This is a genomic window from Rhodococcus sp. 05-2256-B1 (assembly GCF_002258465.1).
Lineage (GTDB): Bacteria > Actinomycetota > Actinomycetes > Mycobacteriales > Mycobacteriaceae > Rhodococcoides > Rhodococcoides fascians.
In genome coordinates this window covers 91,485-110,825 of sequence record NZ_NOZA01000033.1, presented here as the reverse complement: position 1 = coordinate 110,825, position 19,341 = coordinate 91,485, and the positions used below count along the sequence as shown (strand labels likewise).

The following is a 19,341-nucleotide window of genomic DNA, read 5'->3' as shown; positions in this document are numbered from 1 at the left end:
CGACCGGTCAGTAGGAACAGTCGAACGACATCAGGGGGAAGACGTGGCCCAATCGGCTCCGCTCAAGGCGACCGCCAAGAGTGTCCCCGCGTATGCGGTTCTCGCCGGCCATCTTCGGAGCCGCATTCTCTCCGGTGAGCTGCAGCCAGGAGAGCGGCTACCCGGCGAAGCCGAGCTCACCGCCGAATTCGGCGTCGGGCGTAGCACTATTCGTGAAGCCCTCCGGTCCCTGGCCAGCCAGAACCTGATCGAGACGACCAGGGGGGTGACCGGGGGAAGCTTCGTCGCCGTCCCCAGCGTTGGACACATCAGCGAGCATCTGGAAACCGGTGTGGCCCTGATGGCCGCCGCCGAGACTGTCACCGTCGACCAGCTCATGGAAGTGCGCAACCTGATGGAGGTCCCGGCCGCGGGCATCGCGGCGTTCCGCCGCACCGACGAGCATCTCGAGCAGCTCAACGCGACGATCTTCGATCCCAATCAAGTGCAGGGACCCGAGACGTTCGCCAAGAACCAGGAATTCCATCTCGTCCTGCTGCGCGCAGCCCACAACCCCCTGCTCGAGCTCATCACCGCACCCGTCTTCCGTGTCCTGTCCGGGCGATTCGGCCGCGATCACGCGCCCGAGGGCTTCTGGAAGTGCGTCGACAGTGACCATCGAGGCCTGCTCGACGTGGTGGAGGCCGGTGACTCGATGGCCGCCATGGATCTGATGCGTAAGCATCTCGACCACCTCGGCGACTCGTACCGACAGATGGATCGACTTCGTAATACGTAAACATCTGCTCTTTACCGAGTCGATTCAGGTGAAGTCTGCTGATTTCCGGTTGTCTCGAACCCTTGACGCCGTAAACATCTGATGTTTATGGTCTAGGCAAGGCACTCGCCAAACCGACACGAGGAGACACGGTGGCAATCCATCCGGCCGTTCTGGGGCGCTTCTTCGACGATTACACCGTGGGGGACGTCTATCAACATCCCTTCGGGCGGACGATCTCGGAGACCGACAACACGTGGGTCACGCTGCTGTCGCTCAACACCAACCAGAACCATTTCAATGCGCACCTGGCGTCGCAGAACCCCATCACCGATGGGAAGGTCATCGTCAACTCCGGCTTCACAGTCTCTGTGGTGCTGGGACTTTCGGTGATCGACATGAGCCAGAACGCGATCTCCAACCTCGCCTTCACCGACATCAAGATGTCCCACCCGGTCTATGCAGGCGACACCCTGTACGCCGAAAGTATCTGCACCGGGCTGCGCAAGTCCGAGTCACGCCCCTACGCCGGCATCGTCTCGATGATCACCCGCGGCCTCAATCAGGATGGCGTCGAGGTCATTTCGTGGAAGCGCTCGGTCATGGTCGCCACCCGCGACAGTGGCATCGGGCAGAACTACTTCCCGGAAGCGCAGAACGGCCCGCTCGAACTTCCTACTACGAAAGACTCCGACGCATGAGGCCACTGGAAGACGTCCGCATCATTTCCCTCGAGCAGTACGGCGCAGGCCCGTTCGGTAGCTTGCACCTGGCCGACCTCGGCGCGGATGTCATCAAGATCGAGGACCCCAGCGTCGGCGGCGACGTCGGACGCTACGTCCCGCCCTACAACGAGGGCGAAGACTCGCTGTTCTTCGAGAGCTTCAACCGCAATAAGCGCTCTCTCTCCCTTGATCTTTCGACCCCGAGTGGCCGAGCGGTGTTCGAGGACCTCGTCCGCACCAGTGACGCCGTCTACTCCAACCTGCGTGGTGACGTGCCGGAGAAGATCGGCATCACCTACGACCAGCTCAAGCATCTCAATCCCGCAATCGTGTGCTGCAGCCTCACCGGGTTCGGCATGACCGGCCCGCGCTCGAAAGAGCCTGGCTACGACTACATTCTGCAGGGCCTTGCCGGCTGGATGAGCGTCACCGGCGACCCGGACGGCCCGCCCACCAAATCCGGTCTGTCGCTGGTCGATTACTCCGGCGGATTCGTCGCCGCAATCTCCTTGCTGTCGGGATTGCACGCGGCCCGTCGCGACGGCATCGGTGGTGACTGCGACGTTTCGCTGTACGACACGGCGATGTCGCTACTCACGTATCCCGCGACGTGGCATCTCAACGCCGGCTTCGAGCCGATCCGCACGAAGAACTCGGCTCACCCATCCCTGGTGCCGTTCCAGGCCTTCGAGGCAACGGACGGTTGGCTCATCGTCGGCTGCGCCAAGGAGAAGTTCTGGGACCGTCTCGTCGTCGCCATCGATCGCCCGGACCTCGGTGCAGATCCGCGGTTCACCAACTTCTCGCTGCGTGGCAAGCATCAGGACGTGCTGCTGCCGATCCTGGAAGAGGTGTTCGCCACGAATACCGTCGAGCACTGGCTCTCGAAGCTCGGCCCGGCCGGGGTGCCTTCAGGTCCGATCAACGACGTCGAGCACGCATTGACCGAACCGCATACGCTCGCACGCAATCTCGTGGTCGAGACCGAGCATCCGGTGTACAACACCGTGCGCCAGGTCGCCTCCCCGGTCAACTTCGGATCCGAGGCCAAGCAGTACCGCCGCGCGCCGCAGCGCAACGAGCACTTCGACGACATCGTGCGCGAGCAGCTGGGCTACGACGACGATCGCATCGCGAAGCTGAAGGCGGAGGGAGCCTTCGGTACGGCGAAGGACGAGGTGCGGGCGTGACCTCGACGATCCTGGCGGAGTGGGCATCGGGGGTCACCGTCGCCGATCTGTCCGAGGACGTCCGGCACGCGGCCGCCCGGCACCTGCTCGATGGCGTCGGTAATACCGTTGCGGCCCAACGGCTCGGCTACGGCCGACCGGGCTGGACAGTGGCCGACGCTCTCGGCGGCCCACCAGAGGCGCGGCCCCTCACCGGGACCCGTGGCCTCTCCGCGCCGGCAGCCGCCTTCGCGACCGGGGTGATGCTGCACTCGCTGGACTTCGACGACACCCATGCGGGCGCACTGGTGCACGCGACGGCCGTATCGCTCCCCGCGGCATTCGCCGTCGGGCAGCAGGTGTCGGCCTTGGGTGCAGATGTGCTGACCGCCGCAGCTCTCGGGCTTGAAACCGCCTGCCGCCTCGGTGAAGTCAGCCCGCACGGATTCCACGCTCGCGGTGTACATGCCACGGCAGCGGTGGGACCGTTGACAGCCGCACTCGTCGCCGGACACCTTTCGAAGTTCGACACCGAGACGTTGGTCAACGCCCTGGGAATCGCCGGATCGTCGAGTTCGGGCTTGCTCGAGTTTCTCGATACCGACGCCGACACCAAGGCGCTGCATCCCGGATCGGCCAGTATGAACGGCGTGCTCGCTGCACGGCTCGCCGCCGCGGGAGCCACCGGACCGTCCTCGGTTCTCGAAGGTCGACGCGGAATCTACGCTGCGTTGACCGACCGGCCGACGAATTTCGCGGCGCTGACCGAGGGACTCGGCACGCGGTGGGAAGCCACCCGGATCGGCATCAAGCCGTACCCCAGTTGCCAGCTGATGCACGTCACGCTCGACGCAGTGACGAAGGCGCTCGGGGACAGCGCCGTTCACGCAGGAGACGTGGCCGACATCGAGGTGTTCGTTCACCCCGATTCGAGTCCGTTCGTCTGCGGACCGAACACTGGCGTCGCGTCACCGCGCAGCACCTACGACGGCAAGTTCGATCTGCCGTGGAGTGTGGCGGCACTGCTGCACGACGGTGCCATCACCGTGTCGACCTACACCGACGAATCCATCGCACGCGAGGACGTTCTCGTCACCGCTCGCAAGGTGCGGGTGACGAACCTGCCGTCCGAGGTTCCCGCGGCCGCCGCGTCGGGCAGGGCGGTTCTCACCCTGACCGACGGACGGGTGCTCGACGCCTCCGTCGGCGGCAGCCAAGGATCTGCCGGTTTCCCGCTGAGCGACGACCGTCTGCTGGAGAAGTTTCTCGGCAACTGCGGCAGCGACTCTCGCGCCAACGAGCTGGCCGACCGCGTCCTCGGGTTGGTCGACGAAACCGACTTGACCGCCATCCTCGACCTCGCCGCAGCCATCGCGCCGGCACCTTGACACTTTGATCGACGACACTCCAATCGACAGGACTTCATCATGGACTTCACGTACGACGAGCAGCAGACGGCCTTCCGTAAAGCATTGCGCACCTTCGTCGACAAGGAAATCATCCCGGTCGCGAACGAGTGGGAAAAGACGGGGCGGTACCCCACCGAGATCGTCGAGCACATGAAGGCCATGGGCCTGTTCGGGATCACGACGCCGGAGGAGTACGGCGGCCTCGACCTGGACAAGGTCTCGTTCACCCTGGTGTACGAGGAACTGGCCCGCGGATGGATGGGCGTCGCCGGCATTCTCGGCAGCCACAACCTGTCGTGCTGGATGATCGGCAAGCACGGCACCGAGGAGCAGAAGAAGACTTTGCTGCCCAAGCTCGCGTCCGGCGAATGGCGCACGGGAGTCGGCCTGACCGAGCCCGGTGCCGGAACCGACCTGCAGGGCATCAAGACCACCGCCAAGCGCGATGGCGACCATTACGTCGTCAACGGCGCGAAGACGTGGATCACCAACGCTCGGCACGCGAATGTGCTTCCGGTACTGGTCAAGACCGACACCACCACGACTCCCGCGCACAAGGGAATGTCGCTGCTGCTGATCGACACCACGACCGACGGTTTCGAGGTGCAGCGCGACATGGGCAAGCTCGGCTACAAGGGCACCGAGTCGTGTGAGATCACCTTCACCGATGTGCGCGTTCCCGTCGACGCAGTGCTCGGTGGGGTTGAGGGTCGTGGTCTGCAGCAAGCATTGTCCGGTCTCGAGATCGGTCGCCTCAACATTGCCGGTCGCAGTGTCGGAATCGCGCAGGCCGCCTATGACGCGGCCCTCGAATACGCCAAGCAGCGCACCGCGTTCGGTCAGCCCATCGCCGAGTTCCAGGCCATTCAGCTCAAGATCGCCGACATCGCGACCCAGCTCCAGGCTGCACGTCTGATGACCTACTGGGCTGCATCGCAGGCGGATTCGGGTAAGCGCGTGGACATGGAAGCCGGAATGGCGAAGTACTTCGCCTCCGAAGCCGCCATCACCGCCAGCCTCGAAGCCATGCGCATTCACGGTGGGTACGGCTACTCCACCGAGTTCGTCGTCGAGCGTCTCTACCGCGATGCTCCCCTCATGGCCATCGGCGAGGGCACCAACGACATCATGCGGACTGTCATCGCGAAGTCTCTCGTCGCGGGCACGGGCGTCATCGGATGAGGACGGCTCTGACCTACCTCTATGTTCCTGGGGACGTGCCGGAGCGGTTCGACAAAGCATTGGCCTCGGGTGCGGATGCGGTGGTGTTGGATCTCGAGGACGCCGTCACCGCGGCGAACAAGGATCATGCCCGCGTGACGGTGGCTGCATGGGTGGCTGCCTGCGATCCAGGCGATGTACAGATCTGGGTGCGGGTGAACCCAGGGCTGTTGCAGGAGGACGATATTCGTGCGGTGTTGCACCCGAATCTGACGGGTATCTGGTTGCCGAAGGTGTCGTCTGCTCGGGAGATAGAGCAGGCCGGCGCCCTACTGAGCGGCAGTGACGCGGTGGTCTCGCCCCTCATCGAGACGGCCGCCGGAGTGTTCGCTGCCCTCGAGATTGCCCGTGCGTCTCGGGTCAAGTTTCTTCAAATCGGTGAGGTGGACCTGGCCGCGGATCTGGGCGTCGACGGTTCTGCGGAGTCACTATCGTTCGTGCGCGCTCAGGTGGTCGCAGCCAGCGTTGCAGCGGGAATCGATCCGCCGCCGGCCGCGGTGTCGCGAAACTTCCGCGACGCCGATGCGTTCGAGGCTGACACACGTGCACTGGCCGGTCTGGGATTCGTCGGTCGTGCGTGCATTCATCCGGCTCAACTCGAACCTGTACGAACGGTGTTCGTGCCATCCGAGCTGGAAGTGCGCGAAGCCGAGGAACTGTTGGCCGACTTGGAACGTGCCACCTCGGGTGTGGCCGTGGACGGCAAGGGATTCCTGATCGACGAGGCCGTGGCTCGAACCGCTCGACGAGTGGTGGAGCGTGGTACGCGGGAGTCGGCCAGGACCTGATCTTCGGTCGAGTAGCCCAAGATTCGGCACTGGACGCAGCAAATAGCCGGGATAATAAAACAACCAAACGATTGGCATAATATATGCTCGGTCTATGGCATCCGAACAGATTGGTGACCGACCGTGGACCGTCGTGACTGGAGCGACGGGAGGAATCGGTTCCAGTTGCGTACGTCGACTGGTGGCCCAGGACAAACCTATTGCGTTGCTTTACAGAACGAGCTCGGAGAAGGCACATGCACTCGAGAAGGCGGTCGAGGAGGCCGGTGGACTTGCCCGGAGTTGCAAGATCGACCTCGCTGACCCGAAGGCCTTGAAGGTGGCTATCGACGAGATCGATAGTGCGGGTGGCGGAATCGGAGTGGTCGTGCACGCTGCAGGACCTTTGGTTCCCATGATGCATTTGTCGAAGGTCGAGCCGTCGACGTATGCGGAGCATCTCACCGACGAGGCCGCGTCATTCTTCAACCTTGTTCACGCGGTACTGCCCGCATTGCGTCGCTCGCAGGGAAACCTTGTTTCGGTGACGACGGTCGCAACGAGCCGGTATCCCGTACGCGACGGTCTGTCCGCAGGTACCAAAGGCGCTGTCGAACAACTGGTTCGCGCCTTCGCCAGCGAGGAGGGACGTTTCGGGGTCCGATTCAATAGTGTCGGGCCCGCAATACTGGCGGACGGGATGGTGCAGAAGCTCCGCGCGCAAGGCGAGCTTACCGAAGCTGACCTCGAGGAAGTGCTACGCAGAACTCCCATGCGCCGCTTCGGAAGTACGGTGGACATCGCGAACGCCGTCGCTTTTCTTTCGTCGGACGAAGCGAATTGGATCACGGGGCAGAAGCTCAATGTCGATGGAGGATACTCGATCTGAGCGGATACCGGGAGGGTGGACAACCGCCCTCCCGGCTTTTTACGGCATGAAGTGCCCGCCGTTCACGTCCAGAACCGTTCCGGTCACAAAACCCGCACCATCGGAGATCAGATACTCGACGGCCGCAGCGATGTCGTCCGGTACGCCCAGACGGCCGGCGGGGAGCTGCGCCGCATAGGCCTCCGCGTCTCCGAAGCTGCGGCTCTGCAGTGTGTCGATACGCCCCGGTGCCACACAATTGGCAGTGATACCGTGCTGGCCCACCTGACCTGCTAGCACGCGTGTGAATCCAATCAGGCCGGCCTTGGTCGCACCGTAATGTGCGCCGGACAACAGTGACCGGGTGCGTCCTCCCTGCGACGAGAAGTTGACGATGCGGCCCCAGCGTCCGCGTTTCATCATCGGCAGCGCGGCACGGCACATCAAAAATGTGCCCGTGAGGTTGACGGCCAAGACACGATCCCACTCGTCGAGACCGATGTCCTCGACCGGCTGAGAACGCCCACCGTGCGACGGACTGATACCCGCGTTGTTGACCAGTACGTCGAGCCGTCCGTACTCGTCCTCGATCGATCGAATGGCGTCCGCGACCTGTGCGTCGTCGGAGACGTCGGTTGCGATTCCGTGAATTCCCTGGGCCGCAGTGAATTTCGCGAGCTGGGATGCATCGTGATCGAGGCCGACCACCTGGTGCCCGAGCGCAGCCATCCGCTCGGCCACCCCGTGACCGATGCCCTGTGCGGCCCCGGTCACGACGACTACCCGCCGAGATCCCATCAGTGCGTCGTTCGCAGTGCCGTGTACGAGTAGTCCGACCGGTCCCGCGCCGGCGAGGTGACTTCGGCACCGGGGCTGTGCGCCTCGATCAACCGCTGGCCTTTCGCGGGGTCTGTAGGCTCCAGCACCGCGTCGGTCCGGCTCCACTCACGAATCGACCGACGGTGTGTAATAGCCCAGACGCCATCGCGTCGCTCGAACATGTCGACGTAACGCCCTCCGGACTGGGTGTCGACACTCCCTGCATCCGTTGCGGTTCGAAAGGTCAGGCTCCAGTAGCATTCGGTGCCGGCTCGGTCACCTCGCAGATCGACGACGACGTTGGTCACCATGTGCCGAGTCAGCTCCATCCCCGCATGAACCGGCCACAACCACTCGAGGAAGTCGTCCGCGGTACCGACGAACAGCGGAGCATGGTCGTCGGTACCGTCGGTGTGCCAGCACGACCTGGTCAATTCTTTGTCCATCCGGTCCAAACCGCGGCAATACCGGAACAAAACTCCGTTGATCTCGGCGAGATCGCTCAATTCGTCAAGGTTCATGCGTTGTCCAGTTCCGCGCTGTTCTCGACCTGGGTCGCCTTCGGGGTTTCCGGGCGGCTGCGGCCGATCTTCTTCGATAGCAGCAGAATTCCTGCTGCGGCGAGCAGAGTCGGGATCATCGTGAGGGTGAAGATGTTCACTGCACCGAGCCCGATGGCGATGAGGAACCCGCCGAGAGTCGGCCCGATTATGGAGCCGATACGGCCGACTCCGTACGCCCAACCGACGCCGGTGGCTCGGGCAATGGTCGGGTAGGCGGATGCTGCGACGGCGCTGATTCCGGTTTGACTTCCGGAGACTCCGACACCGACAACGAACACAGCGATGAGCATGAGCGGAACGATGTGGAATGCAACGGCAACGACACCGATGAATACTGCACCGAGAACGTAAGACGTAGCGATCACACCGAACGGGCGCTCGCGGCGGTCGGCCAAGCGGCCGATGGTGATTCCGCCGACTACTCCGCCGAGATTGAAGAGCGCAGTGGCCACCAACGCAACGGAGGCGGTCAAGCCGGCCTCCTTGAACAGGGATGGCATCCAGCTGAGCACGAAGTAGATGACGAGCAGGTTCATGAAGAAGATGCCCCACAGAATCACTGTTCGTGACGTACGACCCTCGCTGAACAACGCGCCGACCGACGATTTGTTGCTTGCAGTTTCGGGGAGCGTGAGGGAGCTGCCGGGCAATACGGACCCGGGGGAGACCTGATCCAGGATATTCGCTGCCTCGGCAGTTCTACCGTTCACCGTGAGGTACCGGACCGATTCCGGCAGCGTGAAGTACGAGTACACCGCGAGGAACAGCGGGAGAATGCCGCCGACGATAAAGAGGAAATTCCAGCCGAAGGTCGGAATCAGATAGGCGGCCAGGAACCCGCCGAAGAAACCGCCGAGCGAGAACCCGCAGACGACGATGGTGACGACGGTGGATCGAATTCGGCTGGGTGCGTATTCCGATGCGAGTGCGATGAGATTGGGCGTGATACCGCCGAGCCCGAGACCGGTCAGAAAACGGAGGATCATCAACATCTCGACCGACGTCGACATCGATGTCGCGAGAGTGAACACGGCAAAGGCGACCGTGCATCCGACGATGACGTTCCGTCGTCCGTACCGGTCGGAAATCGGTCCGAAAATCATGCCGCCCAGCATCATTCCGACCAAGCCGAGTGAGAAGACCAATCCGAACGACGACACGGGTATGTCCCAGTCCGCGGCGATCGCTGGTGCTGCGAAGCCGATGCTCTGCGCGTCGAAACCATCGATGATCGCAATCGCGATACACAGCCCGATCGCCTTCTTCTGTATTCGCGAAAACGGCGCATTGTCGATGACGCTGGTGACATCGACCGATCGTGTGTTGGACATGGAGTGTCTCCCGAGGGTGGACGGCACCAATCGAGTGTGCCGCAATCTGATGGCGAATGGCTATGCATCTCGTGATTCGCATCACAGCGAACGATGCAGACGCTATCGTGGCCATCACATTATTGCAACCAATCGTTTGGTGTAATTATTACTACGACTCAGGAGACACACGTGGTGATCGAAGATCGTTGGGATGTGCTCGATGTGCGGACGAAGCTCGTCCAGGGCATCGACCGGCGTAACTGGGTGCAGTTCCGAAGTTGCATCACGGATGCGGTTCGGCTGGATTACAGCGCCCACGACCCGAATCGGATTCCGGGTTCGATCGCGGGTGATCGGTGGACGGCGTACTGCCGAACCCTCTTCACTGGATTGGACGCCACGCAGCATTCGTTGACGAATCCATTGGTGCGCATCACCGGTGAGACCGCGACATCAACGGTGTACGTGGTGGCAGAGCACATGCTGCGCACTGGCGGCGACTCGAAGTTCTACACGCTGGGTGGATTCTACGAGGACACGCTCATTCGTATCAATGGGAAATGGCTGCTCACCGATATGAGGCTCGCCGTCACTTGGAGTCGAGGTGATCGGTCGATTTTGGCGGAGGCTATGCAGCGTGGCGCGACTGCGCTGGGGTCATCGGCCGAGACGATCCCGCCCGGTGTCGCGATAGATAAATCAAACAATCGGTTGGCAGAATAAAGAATCTGCACTATCGTGATTCCCATCACCCCGACGGTTCGAGGATTGGCATCGATGACTACCGCTCCGGATACGAACAATCTCACGCTGCACGCGTCGCTGGAACGCGCCGCGAAGGCCCATCCCCACAACGTGTGCTTGGTCGTGGGCGAGGAAAGCTGCACGTACGAGCAGCTTTTGGCGGACAGCTATGCGGCTGCGTCCTACTTGTACGCGCACGGTGTCGGACCGCGGTCCAGGGTCGGACTGCTGGTCCCCAACTCCTTCGGAGCGGTGCAGACGCTGTTCGCGTGCTCATCGCTCGGTGCGGTGGCTGTTGTGTTCAACACCAGATTTTCCTCGCGGGAGCTGGCGCATGTGCTCGCCGACTCGGGCATCGACACCCTCGTCGTTTCGGGCATGCGCAACGACCGCATCGATTTCGTCGGCCAGTTGACCAGCGCGCTGACCGAGCTCGGGGACGTAGATCTGGGCGGGCCGATCGATATCGCATCGGCTCCGAGCTTGAAGCAGATCCTGGTTCGGGATGTAACACCGGGATCCGAAGCGTCAACGTCGATCGCGCCGGAAGTACTCGGGACTGCGACCGCCACCGATATCGCGCTGATGATCTACACCTCGGGAACGACCTCGTTGCCCAAAGGTTGCCAGTTGACGCATCGATCATTGGTGCGTGGCGGGAACTCCATTGGGCGGTACCGCTTCGAGCTGACTGCCGAAGACCGGCTGTGGGATCCCCTGCCGTTCTTCCATCTGAGCTTTGTGCTCCCGTTCCTGGCGTGTGTTGACGCTGGTGCGGGATTCGTGACGCAGCTGTACTTCGAGCCGCGCGCGGCATTGAAACAGATCGACCGGTGGGGGGTCACCTCGGCATGGCCGGCTTTTCCGGCCGTCACCGAGGCGTTGCTCGATCACTCCGACTACACCGAGGAATCGTTGAAGAACGTACGGGTCATGCTCAACGTCGCACCGCCTGATGCGTTGCGCAAGTTGCAAACTCGCACTCCCCACACCGTTCAGGTCAGTGCATACGGGTGCAGTGAGGGCGGGGGAGTCAGTGCCGTCAACGAAACCGACGAATCACTGGCCGATCGGGTGCTGTCGCAGGGGCCCGCATTTCCCGGCGTCGACATCGCTGCCATGGACAGCTTCACCGGTCGAATTCTGGAACCGGGCAAGGTAGGTGAATTGGTCATCAGGGGCTGGGGAGTTTTCGCGGGCTACTGGAACGACGACGCCCGCACAGATGAGGTGCTCGACGCGTCCGGGTGGTTGCATACCGGCGATCGCGGATCCGTCGACGAGCTGGGTCGCGTTACGTACCGCGGCCGTCTGAAAGACATGATCAAGGTGGGCGGAGAGAATGTCGCGGCACTCGAGATCGAGAGTGTTCTGGTTTCGCATCCCGATGTTCTGGTTGCCGCTGTTGTCGCCGTGCCGCACGACCGTCTGATCGAAGTGCCTGCGGCGGCAGTGGAGTTGCGAACGGGAGCGGTATTCGACGCCCAGGTGTTGCTCGATCACTGTCGAGTCTCGTTGGCGCGATACAAGGTTCCGCATTATGTCGTCGCGAAGAAGACGTGGCCGATGTCGGCCACGAAGATTCAGAAGTACCGATTACGGGACGAGATGTGCGTCGAGCTGGGTCTCGAATCGCAGTCGTCCGCGCCGGCCTGAGCCTGCTTGTCCGACGTGTCGACCCCTGCTTTATTAATTCAAACCACCGATTGGTATATTAAAATCATGATTGACGGAGAGCCAACCACTACGCCCGATCCGAGGCCGCGTGTCGAGACGGTTTCAGGTTCGGCCGCGGTCGTGGGCGTGAGATGCGGAACGTGCGCTTACCCGACTTTCGCAGCGTTGACCCGGTGTCCGGCGTGCGGTGCCGACACAGAGAGTTCTCGGTTCGACCCGACCGGCACCGTGTTCGCGTCGACCTGCGTTCGCGTGCGGGTGCCGGACCGTCCAAGCCCCCGCGGGCTCGCGTACGTCGATCTCCGGGATGGGCCACGAGTGTTGGTCGAGACGCCCATCGACGAGTCCCCGGTGCAGGTGGGTGCGGCCGTGACTATCACCGGTGTCAACGAATTCGGCGATCTTCAGGGGAGTGTCGTCTCATGACTGCACATGTATGGGGCGTCGGGACCAGTTCGTTCGGACGGCAGCCGTCGCTCTCCGCCCCGCAGTTGGCCGGAACTGCCGTGCGGGAGGCGTTGGGGGACGCCGGGCTGACCGGCATCGACGCGGTGTTCGCCGGAACGGTCTTCGGTGCCCCGGGCACGGCCCAGCGAGCACTGTCGTCGATGGGCATCACGGGCGTTCCGATCGTGACGATCGAGAACGCTTGTGCCACTGGATCTACTGCACTTCATGAGGCCCGCTGGGCAATCGAGAGTGGGCGTTACGGCACCGTTTTGTGTCTTGGTATCGAAACCATGACTGCTCACTTCGCCGGACCCATCACGCCGGAGTCGACCGATTCCGAAGGTCGCAGCGGTATGGCGTTGCCCGCGGTGTATGCCTCGGTTGCCAGCCGGTACGCGGCGTTGCACGGGCTTGCCGATATCGACTTGGCTGCGGTCGCGGTCAAGAACAGGCGTCACGGATCGCTCAACGACCGCGCACAGCATGGGCGCACCGTCACGGTGGACGAGGTTCTGGCGTCGCGCATGGTGGCAGATCCACTGACTCTGCTGCAGTGCTGCGACCTGTCGGACGCCGCTGCGGCAGCAATTCTCGGGCCTCGACGCCGCACGAGCCGCGACATTCCACTCAGGGCCACCGCCCTTCTGTCCGGGCACCTCTGGGATCACCGCTCCGCACAACCCTGGGGTTACGAACTTGTCCGAGATACGGCAGCGCTGGCATACGACGCCGCTGGTATCGGACCGGATGACGCGGACCTGGTGGAGCTGCACGACGCTTTCACGATCGGAGAGCTCGTCACGTCCGAGGCACTCGGCATTGCCGGTGAGGGCAAAGCTGCGTCGTTGCTCCACGAAGGTCATACCTCGCTTGGCGGGGCGCAGCCGATCAATCCCTCCGGTGGGTTGCTCAGTCGGGGGCACCCACTCGGAGCCACAGGGCTGGCGCAGGTTGCCGAGGCCGTGTGGCAGCTGCGAGGCGACTGTGGTGCACGCCAGGTCGATGGTGCCGAAGTCGCCGTGGTCGAAACGATGGGTGGCGGCACCGCCGGCATCGACGGAAATGGCTGTGTCGTAGCCGTATTGGGAGGATGAAATGAACACGATCGAGACGACGGACCACAACATCCTCCGCGAGGATCGGGTGACGGATCCCTACGAGTACTTCGCGTACATGCGCGCTGAGCATCCGGTGCATTGGAACGAAGAGTTTCGCGCCTGGTTCGTTTACCGGCACGCCGATGTTACTGCTGCACTGCGTAACCCGGCCTTGTCGTCGGACCGAATCAAGCCGATCTTCGAGTCCAAGCTGACGCCGCAGCAGCAGCGCGAGCGTAAGCCGACGTTCGACATCCTGGGCAACTGGATGGTCTTCATGGATCCGCCCGACCACACTCGGTTGCGCAAGATGGTCATGCCGGCCTTCGCCCCCAAAGCCGTCGAACGTATGCGTCCCCGGGTGGAATCCGTCGTTCGGGAAACACTCGACCGAGTGGTCGGCCGTACCGAGCTGGATCTGGTCGAAGATGTGGCCTACCCGATTCCCGCCGTGGTCATTGCGGAGTTGATGGGTGTGCCACCCGAGGACCGCGATCTGTTCAAGCGCTGGTCCGACCAAATTCTCGTGCTGGTTTTCGGTGCACGGGGCGTCGAAGGCCGGCGCGCGGAAGCGCAGCAGGGTCTGACCGATCTCGCGGACTACTTGCGTGAACTGATCGCCACGTTCCGGAAGACGCCCGGCGACAACCTGATCAGTGCATTACTGGCGGCGGACGAAGACGCGCCGCTCACCGACGACGAAATCGTTTCCACGTGCGTTCTATTGGTGTTCGGAGGACACGAAACAACAACGAATCTGATCGCGAACGGCACCAAGGTTCTACTCGAGCACCCGCACCAGCTCGCTCGACTACGTGCGGATCGGTCGCTGATCAGAGGCACGGTCGAAGAACTGTTGCGCTTCGACGGTCCGTCGAAGATGGAGATGCGACGCGTCATTGCGCCCGTGGACATCGGCGGGCAGACACTGGGTGTGGGTGAGCAGGTGTATCTGGTTCAGGGTTCGGCGAACCGTGACGACGCTGCGTTCGAGTCGCCCGAGAATTTCGACATCACACGGACGCCGAACCGGCACGTGGGCTTCGGTTTCGGGCTGCACCATTGCTTGGGCAACTTTCTGGCGCGCCTCGAAGCGTCCGTCGCAATCGAGTCGATCGTTGAAAGGTTGCCCGGGCTGGTCCCGACAACCACGCTTCCGCATTGGCACCCGACGTTGATCAGTCGGGGAATGACGGCCTACCCGGTGCGGGTCGAGTCATGACCACGGGCGGATTGGCCGGTCGGACGGCACTGATCACCGGCGCGGCCGGCGATATCGGACACGCCACAACCGTCGCCCTCGCAGCTGCCGGTGCCGACGTGGTGTGTGTAGGGCGACGACAGGAACCGCTCGAAAAGGTTGCCGCTCACGTCCGGGAAATCGGTGGCCGCGCTCTCGTCGTCGTCGCCGACGTCACCGACGAAGACGCCGTGAAAGCCGCGGTGGCGGCAACCCACGACGAATTCGGCCACCTCGACATCGTCGTCAACAACGCTGGCGGAGCACGATTCTTGGCACCCATCACCGATATGGAACAACGCGGCTGGGACAGGACAATCGCACTGAACCTGACTGCTCCGTACCTCGTGGGCCGCGCTGCATCATCCGGCATGATCGCGCGCGGGAGCGGCGTGATCGTCAACATCGGATCTCTCGCAGGACTGCAGGCCCAGGACTCGATGGCGCACTACTCCGCAGCAAAAGGCGGTCTCCAAATGTTGACCAGATCGATGTCGAAAGAATGGGGCTCCCACGGCATCCGCGTCAACACGGTCGTACCGGGTCTTATTCGCACCGAGGGATGGTCCCACTACGAGGGGACAGGTGCGATGGACGCCCTGTTGGATCAGGACATTCCGCTCGGACGCTGGGGCCGGGCCGAGGAAATCGCTATGCCCGTGGTGTTTCTCTGCAGCGACGACGCGTCGTTCATCACCGGGTCCACGCTCGTCGTCGACGGAGGAGCACTCGCATGACCGCATTCACAGTCGACGACGTCCAGGCTTTGCCCGGCCGCACGCTGCCGGGTGGGTCGTTCGTCATCGAGCCCTATCAGCAATGGTTGATGAACGACGTCGTGCTCGGCATGCAAACCGGTGATCGCACAGCGCATCCCATTTTCGTGTACGTCGCGGCAACAGGTGCGATGGGACTGACCTGGGACGAGCTATTCAAGATGTGTGGCGCGTCCGCTGCAGACGGGCCCATGTTCGGTGAAAGCGAGACCATTGTCGATACTCCGCTCCGGGTGCAGCGGGGTTACGAGGTACGCGGCCAGTTCTGCAGTGCCGAGCGCAAGCAGGGCCGCAAAGCGGGAACGTTCGACATCGTCGGGTTCGAGCTCGAGATCGTCGACGGCGATCACGTAGTCGCCCGCACCCGAAACTCGATCGTGTTCCCCAGGAGGACACCATGACCGACATTCTTGATTTGCGTTTCGGAGCAACGCTTCCGACAGTCGTCTTGCCGGCCGTCAGCGCGGAAAAGATGAAGACAATGGCCGCGCTGTTGTCGGATAGCAACCCGATCCACTTCGACGTGAATGCAGTTCGCGCGCTTGGAATGGGTGAGCGGCCGGTGAACCAGGGCCCGACCAATATGGCCTACGTCATGAACTACCTGGGTGAGGTGTTTGGGTCGGTGAACGATGTACGGAAACTGTCCGTGCGTTTCGTCGGAAACGTTTGTGCTGGAGACATTCTGGAAGTCAGCGGCACAGTCGACGAGGTCGACGTAGATCTCTGCACCTTGACTATCCAACTGCGCATTCAGGGTGGGCCACTCGCGTTGACAGCCCGCGCCAGCGTCACCAGAAGGGCTGTCACGCAATGACCATGCACATCGGTGTCGGGTTGTGGTCCATGCAGTCGACGGTCGCCGACTCTCGAAACCATCAGCGTCTCTATGCCGACATGCTCGAATCCGCCCGCGAACTCGAACAGCTCGGCTTCGACTCGATGTGGTTCGCCGAGCACCGGTTCTGGTACGACGGGTGGTGCCCGTCTCCGCTGACTGCGATTGCCGCTGCAGCGGGCGTCACCTCGACACTTCGATTCGGCACGGCGATGTTGCTGCTGCCCCAACACGACCCCGACCGAATCGCGTCGATGGCGCAGGAAGTGGCTGCGATGTCCGGCGATCGGCTCGAACTCGGGGTCGGTCTGGGACATCGAGACGCAGAATTCGACGCGCTCGGACTTTGCCGACGAGACCGCGGACGCCGAATGGAGGCCGGTTTGGACCGACTGCTCGGCGGAACCCACCCCATGGATTCAGCGCGGATCTGGATCGGCGGTATGGCCGATGCGGCGATCGAGAGAATCGGCCGCCGTAATGCGTCGGCTCTGCTACCTCAGACCCTGTATCCGGACGAACTCGACGCTGCTGTTGCGCGTATTCATCAAGCGGCAGGTGGCCGGAGTGCCGGCCGGATCGGGGTTTTGAAAGACGTGTACGTCGACGTCGACGGTGCCCGCGCGCGCGAGACTTTCCTGCCCGCGCTCGAATCGCATTACCGGGAGGAGGCAGGAGCCTGGTGGGTCCTCGACGGTGACGCCAACGGCTTCACCCGGCCGGAACTGCTCGACAAGCAGATGCAGCGCATCACGCGCACGGCCATCGTCGGTAGTCCGGACGAGGTCTCCGCTCAACTGTCCGCGCTCGCATCGGCGGGGGTGGATACCGTCGTCGCCCGATTGAACTTCGATGTGATTACCCCCCAGCAGTATCGAGACAGTCTCATGCTCTTCGCGTCTGCGCTCCTCCCTGTGGCGGTGTCCGCATGAAATTGGGAATCGCCGTCGACCCATCGGCGATGAAGCGCGGCGACCTCGCTCGTTGCGCGCAGCTTGTCGACGACAGCGCACTCGATCTCCTTTGGCTCGAGGCAACGTCTGACCGGACTGCGGCGGTGGTAGCTGCCGCGGCAAGTCTGGCCGGCACTACAGAGCGAGTCACCATCGGTGGTCGATTGCACCTCGACAACAGTCACCCCGTTTACACGGCTGAAGAATGTGCGGTCCTCGACAACCTCTTGGGCGGCCGATGGATTGCGTCTCTGGCTCCGGCTCCTGGACACGAAGCCAGCTTCGACGAAGCCGCTCACATCGTCCTGAAGGCCGCACGGTCGCGGCCGTTCGCGCACCGCGGCGTGGTGTGGACTGTGCCGGCTCGAATTCACGCCAACACCCATGCCCAGGACGACGCGGTGATGGTCACCCCCTCCCGTGTGCGTTCCGACGGAACCTGGATCCAGGCCGACTCGGCCGAAGACCTGGGCGCGCCCTACCTGGCAGACAATTCTGCGCCGAGAGGTCGCGGACTGCGACCCGCCGTGTTCGACGTGGAAAGCGTCGACGGCCGCGACGCCATAACGCGGGTGGTCGAGAAATTGCGTGCAGCCGGACGCGACGACGGCGTTGACACTGCCATCCTCCGCGTCCCGGCTGTGAACGCGAGTAACGCCGCTTTCGTGATCGACAAGATCGCCGGCCGAATTCGAGCGGCCGTCCAACTGCCAGGTCTGCCTGCGGGCCTCGAGCAGTTCTGGGACCGACACAACTCCGACGAAGAACTGGTGAGCATCGATGTCTGAACACACTCGACCGGCGGTCTACATCGTGGACGCCGTACGAACACCAACCGGACGCCGCGGCGGCGGTGCGAGCGCAATCCATCCTGTCGACCTCGCGGCACACACGTTGCGCGCACTGATCGAACGGACCGGTATCGACCCCGCTGCCGTCGACGACGTCATCATGGGATGCGTCGGGCAGATTGGTGGTCAGGCTTGGAATACAGGGCGCAATGCGTGGCTGTCGGCAGGGCTCCCAGAGGAGGTGCCCGCAGTTACCATCGATCGCCAATGCGGCTCGTCCCAACAGGCAGTTGCTTTCGCGGCGCAGGGGATTCGGGCCGGCGACTACGACTTGGTCGTCGCTGCCGGCGTCGAGTCGATGAGTACCGTTCCGCTGAACTCGTCGGGGACGGTCGGGCCGGACCTGAACATGCGCTATCCCTTCGACGGCGCGGGTTGGCAAGCTCGCTTCGGCGAGCAGGAGATACATCAGTTTCGCGGTGGCGACCTGATCGTCGAGCAGTGGGGTATCACCGACGACGAGATGGTGTCGCTAGCCGAGCGCAGTCACCGAAATGCATCGCGTGCGTGGGACGAAGGCCGCTTCGACGCCGAGGTTGCCCCACTCGGCGAGCTCACCGTCGATGAAGGGTTCCGGCGAACGCTCGATACCGAGAAGATGCGCGGTCTGGCACCGATCCGTGCTGGTGGTCGTCACACCGCGGCATTGGCGAGCCAGCTGGCCGACGGTTCGTCGGCAATCCTTCTCGCGTCGGAATCGGCTGTGCGGCAGCACGGTTTGGCGCCGTTGGCCCGTGTGCACTCGAACGCCGTCGTCGGCAGTGATCCTGTTCTGATCCTCTCGGGTCCGATACCTGCTACCCGCAGGGTACTGAAAAGGGCCGGCCTCGAGATCGACGACATCGACCTCTTCGAGTGCAACGAGGCTTTCGCCGGGGTCGTTGCCGCCTGGTCCAAGGACACGGGCGCACCGATCGAGAAGACCAATGTCAACGGTGGCGCAATGGCTTTGGGGCATCCACTCGGAGCCAGCGGAGCCAAACTCATGACGACCCTGGTCCACGAACTGCGTCGCTCGGGAGGGCGATGGGGACTGCAGACGATGTGCGAGGGCGGGGGCCTGGCCAACGCCACAATCATCGAAAATCTCGACAAATAAGCATT

20 protein-coding genes are annotated in these 19,341 nt (G+C 62.9%); 17 read left to right on the top strand and 3 right to left on the bottom strand.

The genetic code is table 11. The features are described 5' to 3' along the window. Nucleotides 1-43: 43 nt before the first annotated feature. From CH285_RS22680 to CH285_RS22650, 7 genes are all read left to right on the top strand, one after another. Nucleotides 44-778, top strand: a complete 735-nt coding sequence (locus CH285_RS22680) for a FadR/GntR family transcriptional regulator (RefSeq protein ID WP_094643693.1) — start codon at nucleotides 44-46, stop codon at nucleotides 776-778. Nucleotides 779-909: 131 nt separating this feature from the next. Next, nucleotides 910-1,458: a MaoC family dehydratase gene (locus CH285_RS22675; protein WP_094643692.1), complete on the top strand. Its 549-nt coding sequence runs from the start codon at nucleotides 910-912 to the stop codon at nucleotides 1,456-1,458. Continuing rightward, entirely contained in the window at nucleotides 1,455-2,672 is a 1,218-nt protein-coding gene (locus CH285_RS22670; RefSeq protein ID WP_094643691.1) for a CaiB/BaiF CoA transferase family protein, read from the top strand. The genes CH285_RS22675 and CH285_RS22670 overlap by 4 nt, the downstream gene beginning before the upstream one ends. Then, on the top strand, nucleotides 2,669-4,039 hold the full coding sequence (locus CH285_RS22665) for an MmgE/PrpD family protein (protein WP_094643690.1): 1,371 nt from the start codon (nucleotides 2,669-2,671) through the stop codon (nucleotides 4,037-4,039). Before CH285_RS22670 ends, CH285_RS22665 begins: the two co-directional genes overlap by 4 nt. 39 nt (nucleotides 4,040-4,078) lie before the next feature. Next, on the top strand, nucleotides 4,079-5,242 hold the full coding sequence (locus CH285_RS22660) for an acyl-CoA dehydrogenase family protein (protein ID WP_032393088.1): 1,164 nt from the start codon (nucleotides 4,079-4,081) through the stop codon (nucleotides 5,240-5,242). Beyond that, a complete protein-coding gene (locus tag CH285_RS22655) occupies nucleotides 5,239-6,069 on the top strand; it encodes an HpcH/HpaI aldolase/citrate lyase family protein (RefSeq protein WP_094643689.1) in 831 nt (276 codons plus the stop codon). The genes CH285_RS22660 and CH285_RS22655 overlap by 4 nt, the downstream gene beginning before the upstream one ends. A 94-nt stretch (nucleotides 6,070-6,163) precedes the next feature. Next, nucleotides 6,164-6,937, top strand: coding sequence for an SDR family NAD(P)-dependent oxidoreductase (locus tag CH285_RS22650; RefSeq protein ID WP_094643688.1), 774 nt, complete (start codon nucleotides 6,164-6,166; stop codon nucleotides 6,935-6,937). A gap of 39 nt (nucleotides 6,938-6,976) precedes the next feature. Here the strand turns inward: CH285_RS22650 and CH285_RS22645 are convergent, their stop codons facing one another. The 3 genes from CH285_RS22645 to CH285_RS22635 are packed head-to-tail and all read right to left on the bottom strand — an operon-like array spanning nucleotide 6,977 to nucleotide 9,629. Further along, nucleotides 6,977-7,714, bottom strand: coding sequence for an SDR family NAD(P)-dependent oxidoreductase (locus CH285_RS22645; protein ID WP_032368989.1), 738 nt, complete (start codon nucleotides 7,712-7,714; stop codon nucleotides 6,977-6,979). Continuing rightward, nucleotides 7,714-8,256, bottom strand: a complete 543-nt coding sequence (locus tag CH285_RS22640) for a nuclear transport factor 2 family protein (protein WP_052068657.1) — start codon at nucleotides 8,254-8,256, stop codon at nucleotides 7,714-7,716. Before CH285_RS22640 ends, CH285_RS22645 begins: the two co-directional genes overlap by 1 nt. Beyond that, complete coding sequence (locus tag CH285_RS22635; RefSeq protein WP_032368988.1) at nucleotides 8,253-9,629, bottom strand: aromatic acid/H+ symport family MFS transporter; 1,377 nt, start codon at nucleotides 9,627-9,629, stop codon at nucleotides 8,253-8,255. The genes CH285_RS22640 and CH285_RS22635 overlap by 4 nt, the downstream gene beginning before the upstream one ends. 171 nt (nucleotides 9,630-9,800) lie before the next feature. On the opposite strand from CH285_RS22635, the gene CH285_RS22630 reads away from it, so the two are divergent. The 10 genes from CH285_RS22630 (at nucleotide 9,801) to CH285_RS22585 (ending at nucleotide 19,336) form a co-directional block, all read left to right on the top strand. Next, complete coding sequence (locus tag CH285_RS22630) at nucleotides 9,801-10,334, top strand: nuclear transport factor 2 family protein (RefSeq protein WP_032368987.1); 534 nt, start codon at nucleotides 9,801-9,803, stop codon at nucleotides 10,332-10,334. A gap of 54 nt (nucleotides 10,335-10,388) precedes the next feature. After that, the gene (locus CH285_RS22625; protein WP_141215036.1) at nucleotides 10,389-12,011 is read left to right on the top strand and encodes a class I adenylate-forming enzyme family protein; all 1,623 of its coding nucleotides are present in this window, start codon (nucleotides 10,389-10,391) and stop codon (nucleotides 12,009-12,011) included. A gap of 443 nt (nucleotides 12,012-12,454) precedes the next feature. Next, nucleotides 12,455-13,576: a thiolase family protein gene (locus CH285_RS22620; protein ID WP_032368986.1), complete on the top strand. Its 1,122-nt coding sequence runs from the start codon at nucleotides 12,455-12,457 to the stop codon at nucleotides 13,574-13,576. A gap of 1 nt (nucleotide 13,577) precedes the next feature. Next, on the top strand, nucleotides 13,578-14,801 hold the full coding sequence (locus CH285_RS22615) for a cytochrome P450 (RefSeq protein WP_032368985.1): 1,224 nt from the start codon (nucleotides 13,578-13,580) through the stop codon (nucleotides 14,799-14,801). Next, a complete protein-coding gene (locus CH285_RS22610) occupies nucleotides 14,798-15,556 on the top strand; it encodes an SDR family NAD(P)-dependent oxidoreductase (RefSeq protein ID WP_032368984.1) in 759 nt (252 codons plus the stop codon). The genes CH285_RS22615 and CH285_RS22610 overlap by 4 nt, the downstream gene beginning before the upstream one ends. Beyond that, nucleotides 15,553-15,996: a hypothetical protein gene (locus CH285_RS22605; RefSeq protein WP_032368983.1), complete on the top strand. Its 444-nt coding sequence runs from the start codon at nucleotides 15,553-15,555 to the stop codon at nucleotides 15,994-15,996. Before CH285_RS22610 ends, CH285_RS22605 begins: the two co-directional genes overlap by 4 nt. Further along, nucleotides 15,993-16,412 (top strand): MaoC family dehydratase, encoded by a 420-nt coding sequence (locus tag CH285_RS22600; protein ID WP_052068655.1) that lies wholly within the window; start codon nucleotides 15,993-15,995, stop codon nucleotides 16,410-16,412. The genes CH285_RS22605 and CH285_RS22600 overlap by 4 nt, the downstream gene beginning before the upstream one ends. Next, nucleotides 16,409-17,365, top strand: a complete 957-nt coding sequence (locus CH285_RS22595) for an LLM class flavin-dependent oxidoreductase (protein ID WP_094643687.1) — start codon at nucleotides 16,409-16,411, stop codon at nucleotides 17,363-17,365. The genes CH285_RS22600 and CH285_RS22595 overlap by 4 nt, the downstream gene beginning before the upstream one ends. Beyond that, the gene (locus tag CH285_RS22590; RefSeq protein WP_032368982.1) at nucleotides 17,362-18,174 is read left to right on the top strand and encodes an LLM class flavin-dependent oxidoreductase; all 813 of its coding nucleotides are present in this window, start codon (nucleotides 17,362-17,364) and stop codon (nucleotides 18,172-18,174) included. Before CH285_RS22595 ends, CH285_RS22590 begins: the two co-directional genes overlap by 4 nt. Continuing rightward, entirely contained in the window at nucleotides 18,167-19,336 is a 1,170-nt protein-coding gene (locus CH285_RS22585; protein ID WP_032368981.1) for an acetyl-CoA C-acyltransferase, read from the top strand. The genes CH285_RS22590 and CH285_RS22585 overlap by 8 nt, the downstream gene beginning before the upstream one ends. Nucleotides 19,337-19,341 lie beyond the last annotated feature (5 nt).

What these genes read in the sequence shown, in the direction of transcription:
- CH285_RS22595 (WP_094643687.1), top strand. Translation starts at nt 16,409, where the DNA reads ATGACCATGCACATCGGTGTCGGGTTGTGGTCCATGCAGTCGACGGTC.
- CH285_RS22645 (WP_032368989.1), bottom strand. Translation starts at nt 7,714, where the DNA reads ATGGGATCTCGGCGGGTAGTCGTCGTGACCGGGGCCGCACAGGGCATC.
- CH285_RS22660 (WP_032393088.1), top strand. Translation starts at nt 4,079, where the DNA reads ATGGACTTCACGTACGACGAGCAGCAGACGGCCTTCCGTAAAGCATTG.
- CH285_RS22625 (WP_141215036.1), top strand. Translation starts at nt 10,389, where the DNA reads ATGACTACCGCTCCGGATACGAACAATCTCACGCTGCACGCGTCGCTG.
- CH285_RS22600 (WP_052068655.1), top strand. Translation starts at nt 15,993, where the DNA reads ATGACCGACATTCTTGATTTGCGTTTCGGAGCAACGCTTCCGACAGTC.
- CH285_RS22650 (WP_094643688.1), top strand. Translation starts at nt 6,164, where the DNA reads ATGGCATCCGAACAGATTGGTGACCGACCGTGGACCGTCGTGACTGGA.
- CH285_RS22620 (WP_032368986.1), top strand. Translation starts at nt 12,455, where the DNA reads ATGACTGCACATGTATGGGGCGTCGGGACCAGTTCGTTCGGACGGCAG.
- CH285_RS22670 (WP_094643691.1), top strand. Translation starts at nt 1,455, where the DNA reads ATGAGGCCACTGGAAGACGTCCGCATCATTTCCCTCGAGCAGTACGGC.
- CH285_RS22635 (WP_032368988.1), bottom strand. Translation starts at nt 9,629, where the DNA reads ATGTCCAACACACGATCGGTCGATGTCACCAGCGTCATCGACAATGCG.
- CH285_RS22590 (WP_032368982.1), top strand. Translation starts at nt 17,362, where the DNA reads ATGAAATTGGGAATCGCCGTCGACCCATCGGCGATGAAGCGCGGCGAC.
- CH285_RS22585 (WP_032368981.1), top strand. Translation starts at nt 18,167, where the DNA reads ATGTCTGAACACACTCGACCGGCGGTCTACATCGTGGACGCCGTACGA.
- CH285_RS22640 (WP_052068657.1), bottom strand. Translation starts at nt 8,256, where the DNA reads ATGAACCTTGACGAATTGAGCGATCTCGCCGAGATCAACGGAGTTTTG.
- CH285_RS22610 (WP_032368984.1), top strand. Translation starts at nt 14,798, where the DNA reads ATGACCACGGGCGGATTGGCCGGTCGGACGGCACTGATCACCGGCGCG.
- CH285_RS22615 (WP_032368985.1), top strand. Translation starts at nt 13,578, where the DNA reads ATGAACACGATCGAGACGACGGACCACAACATCCTCCGCGAGGATCGG.
- CH285_RS22605 (WP_032368983.1), top strand. Translation starts at nt 15,553, where the DNA reads ATGACCGCATTCACAGTCGACGACGTCCAGGCTTTGCCCGGCCGCACG.
- CH285_RS22655 (WP_094643689.1), top strand. Translation starts at nt 5,239, where the DNA reads ATGAGGACGGCTCTGACCTACCTCTATGTTCCTGGGGACGTGCCGGAG.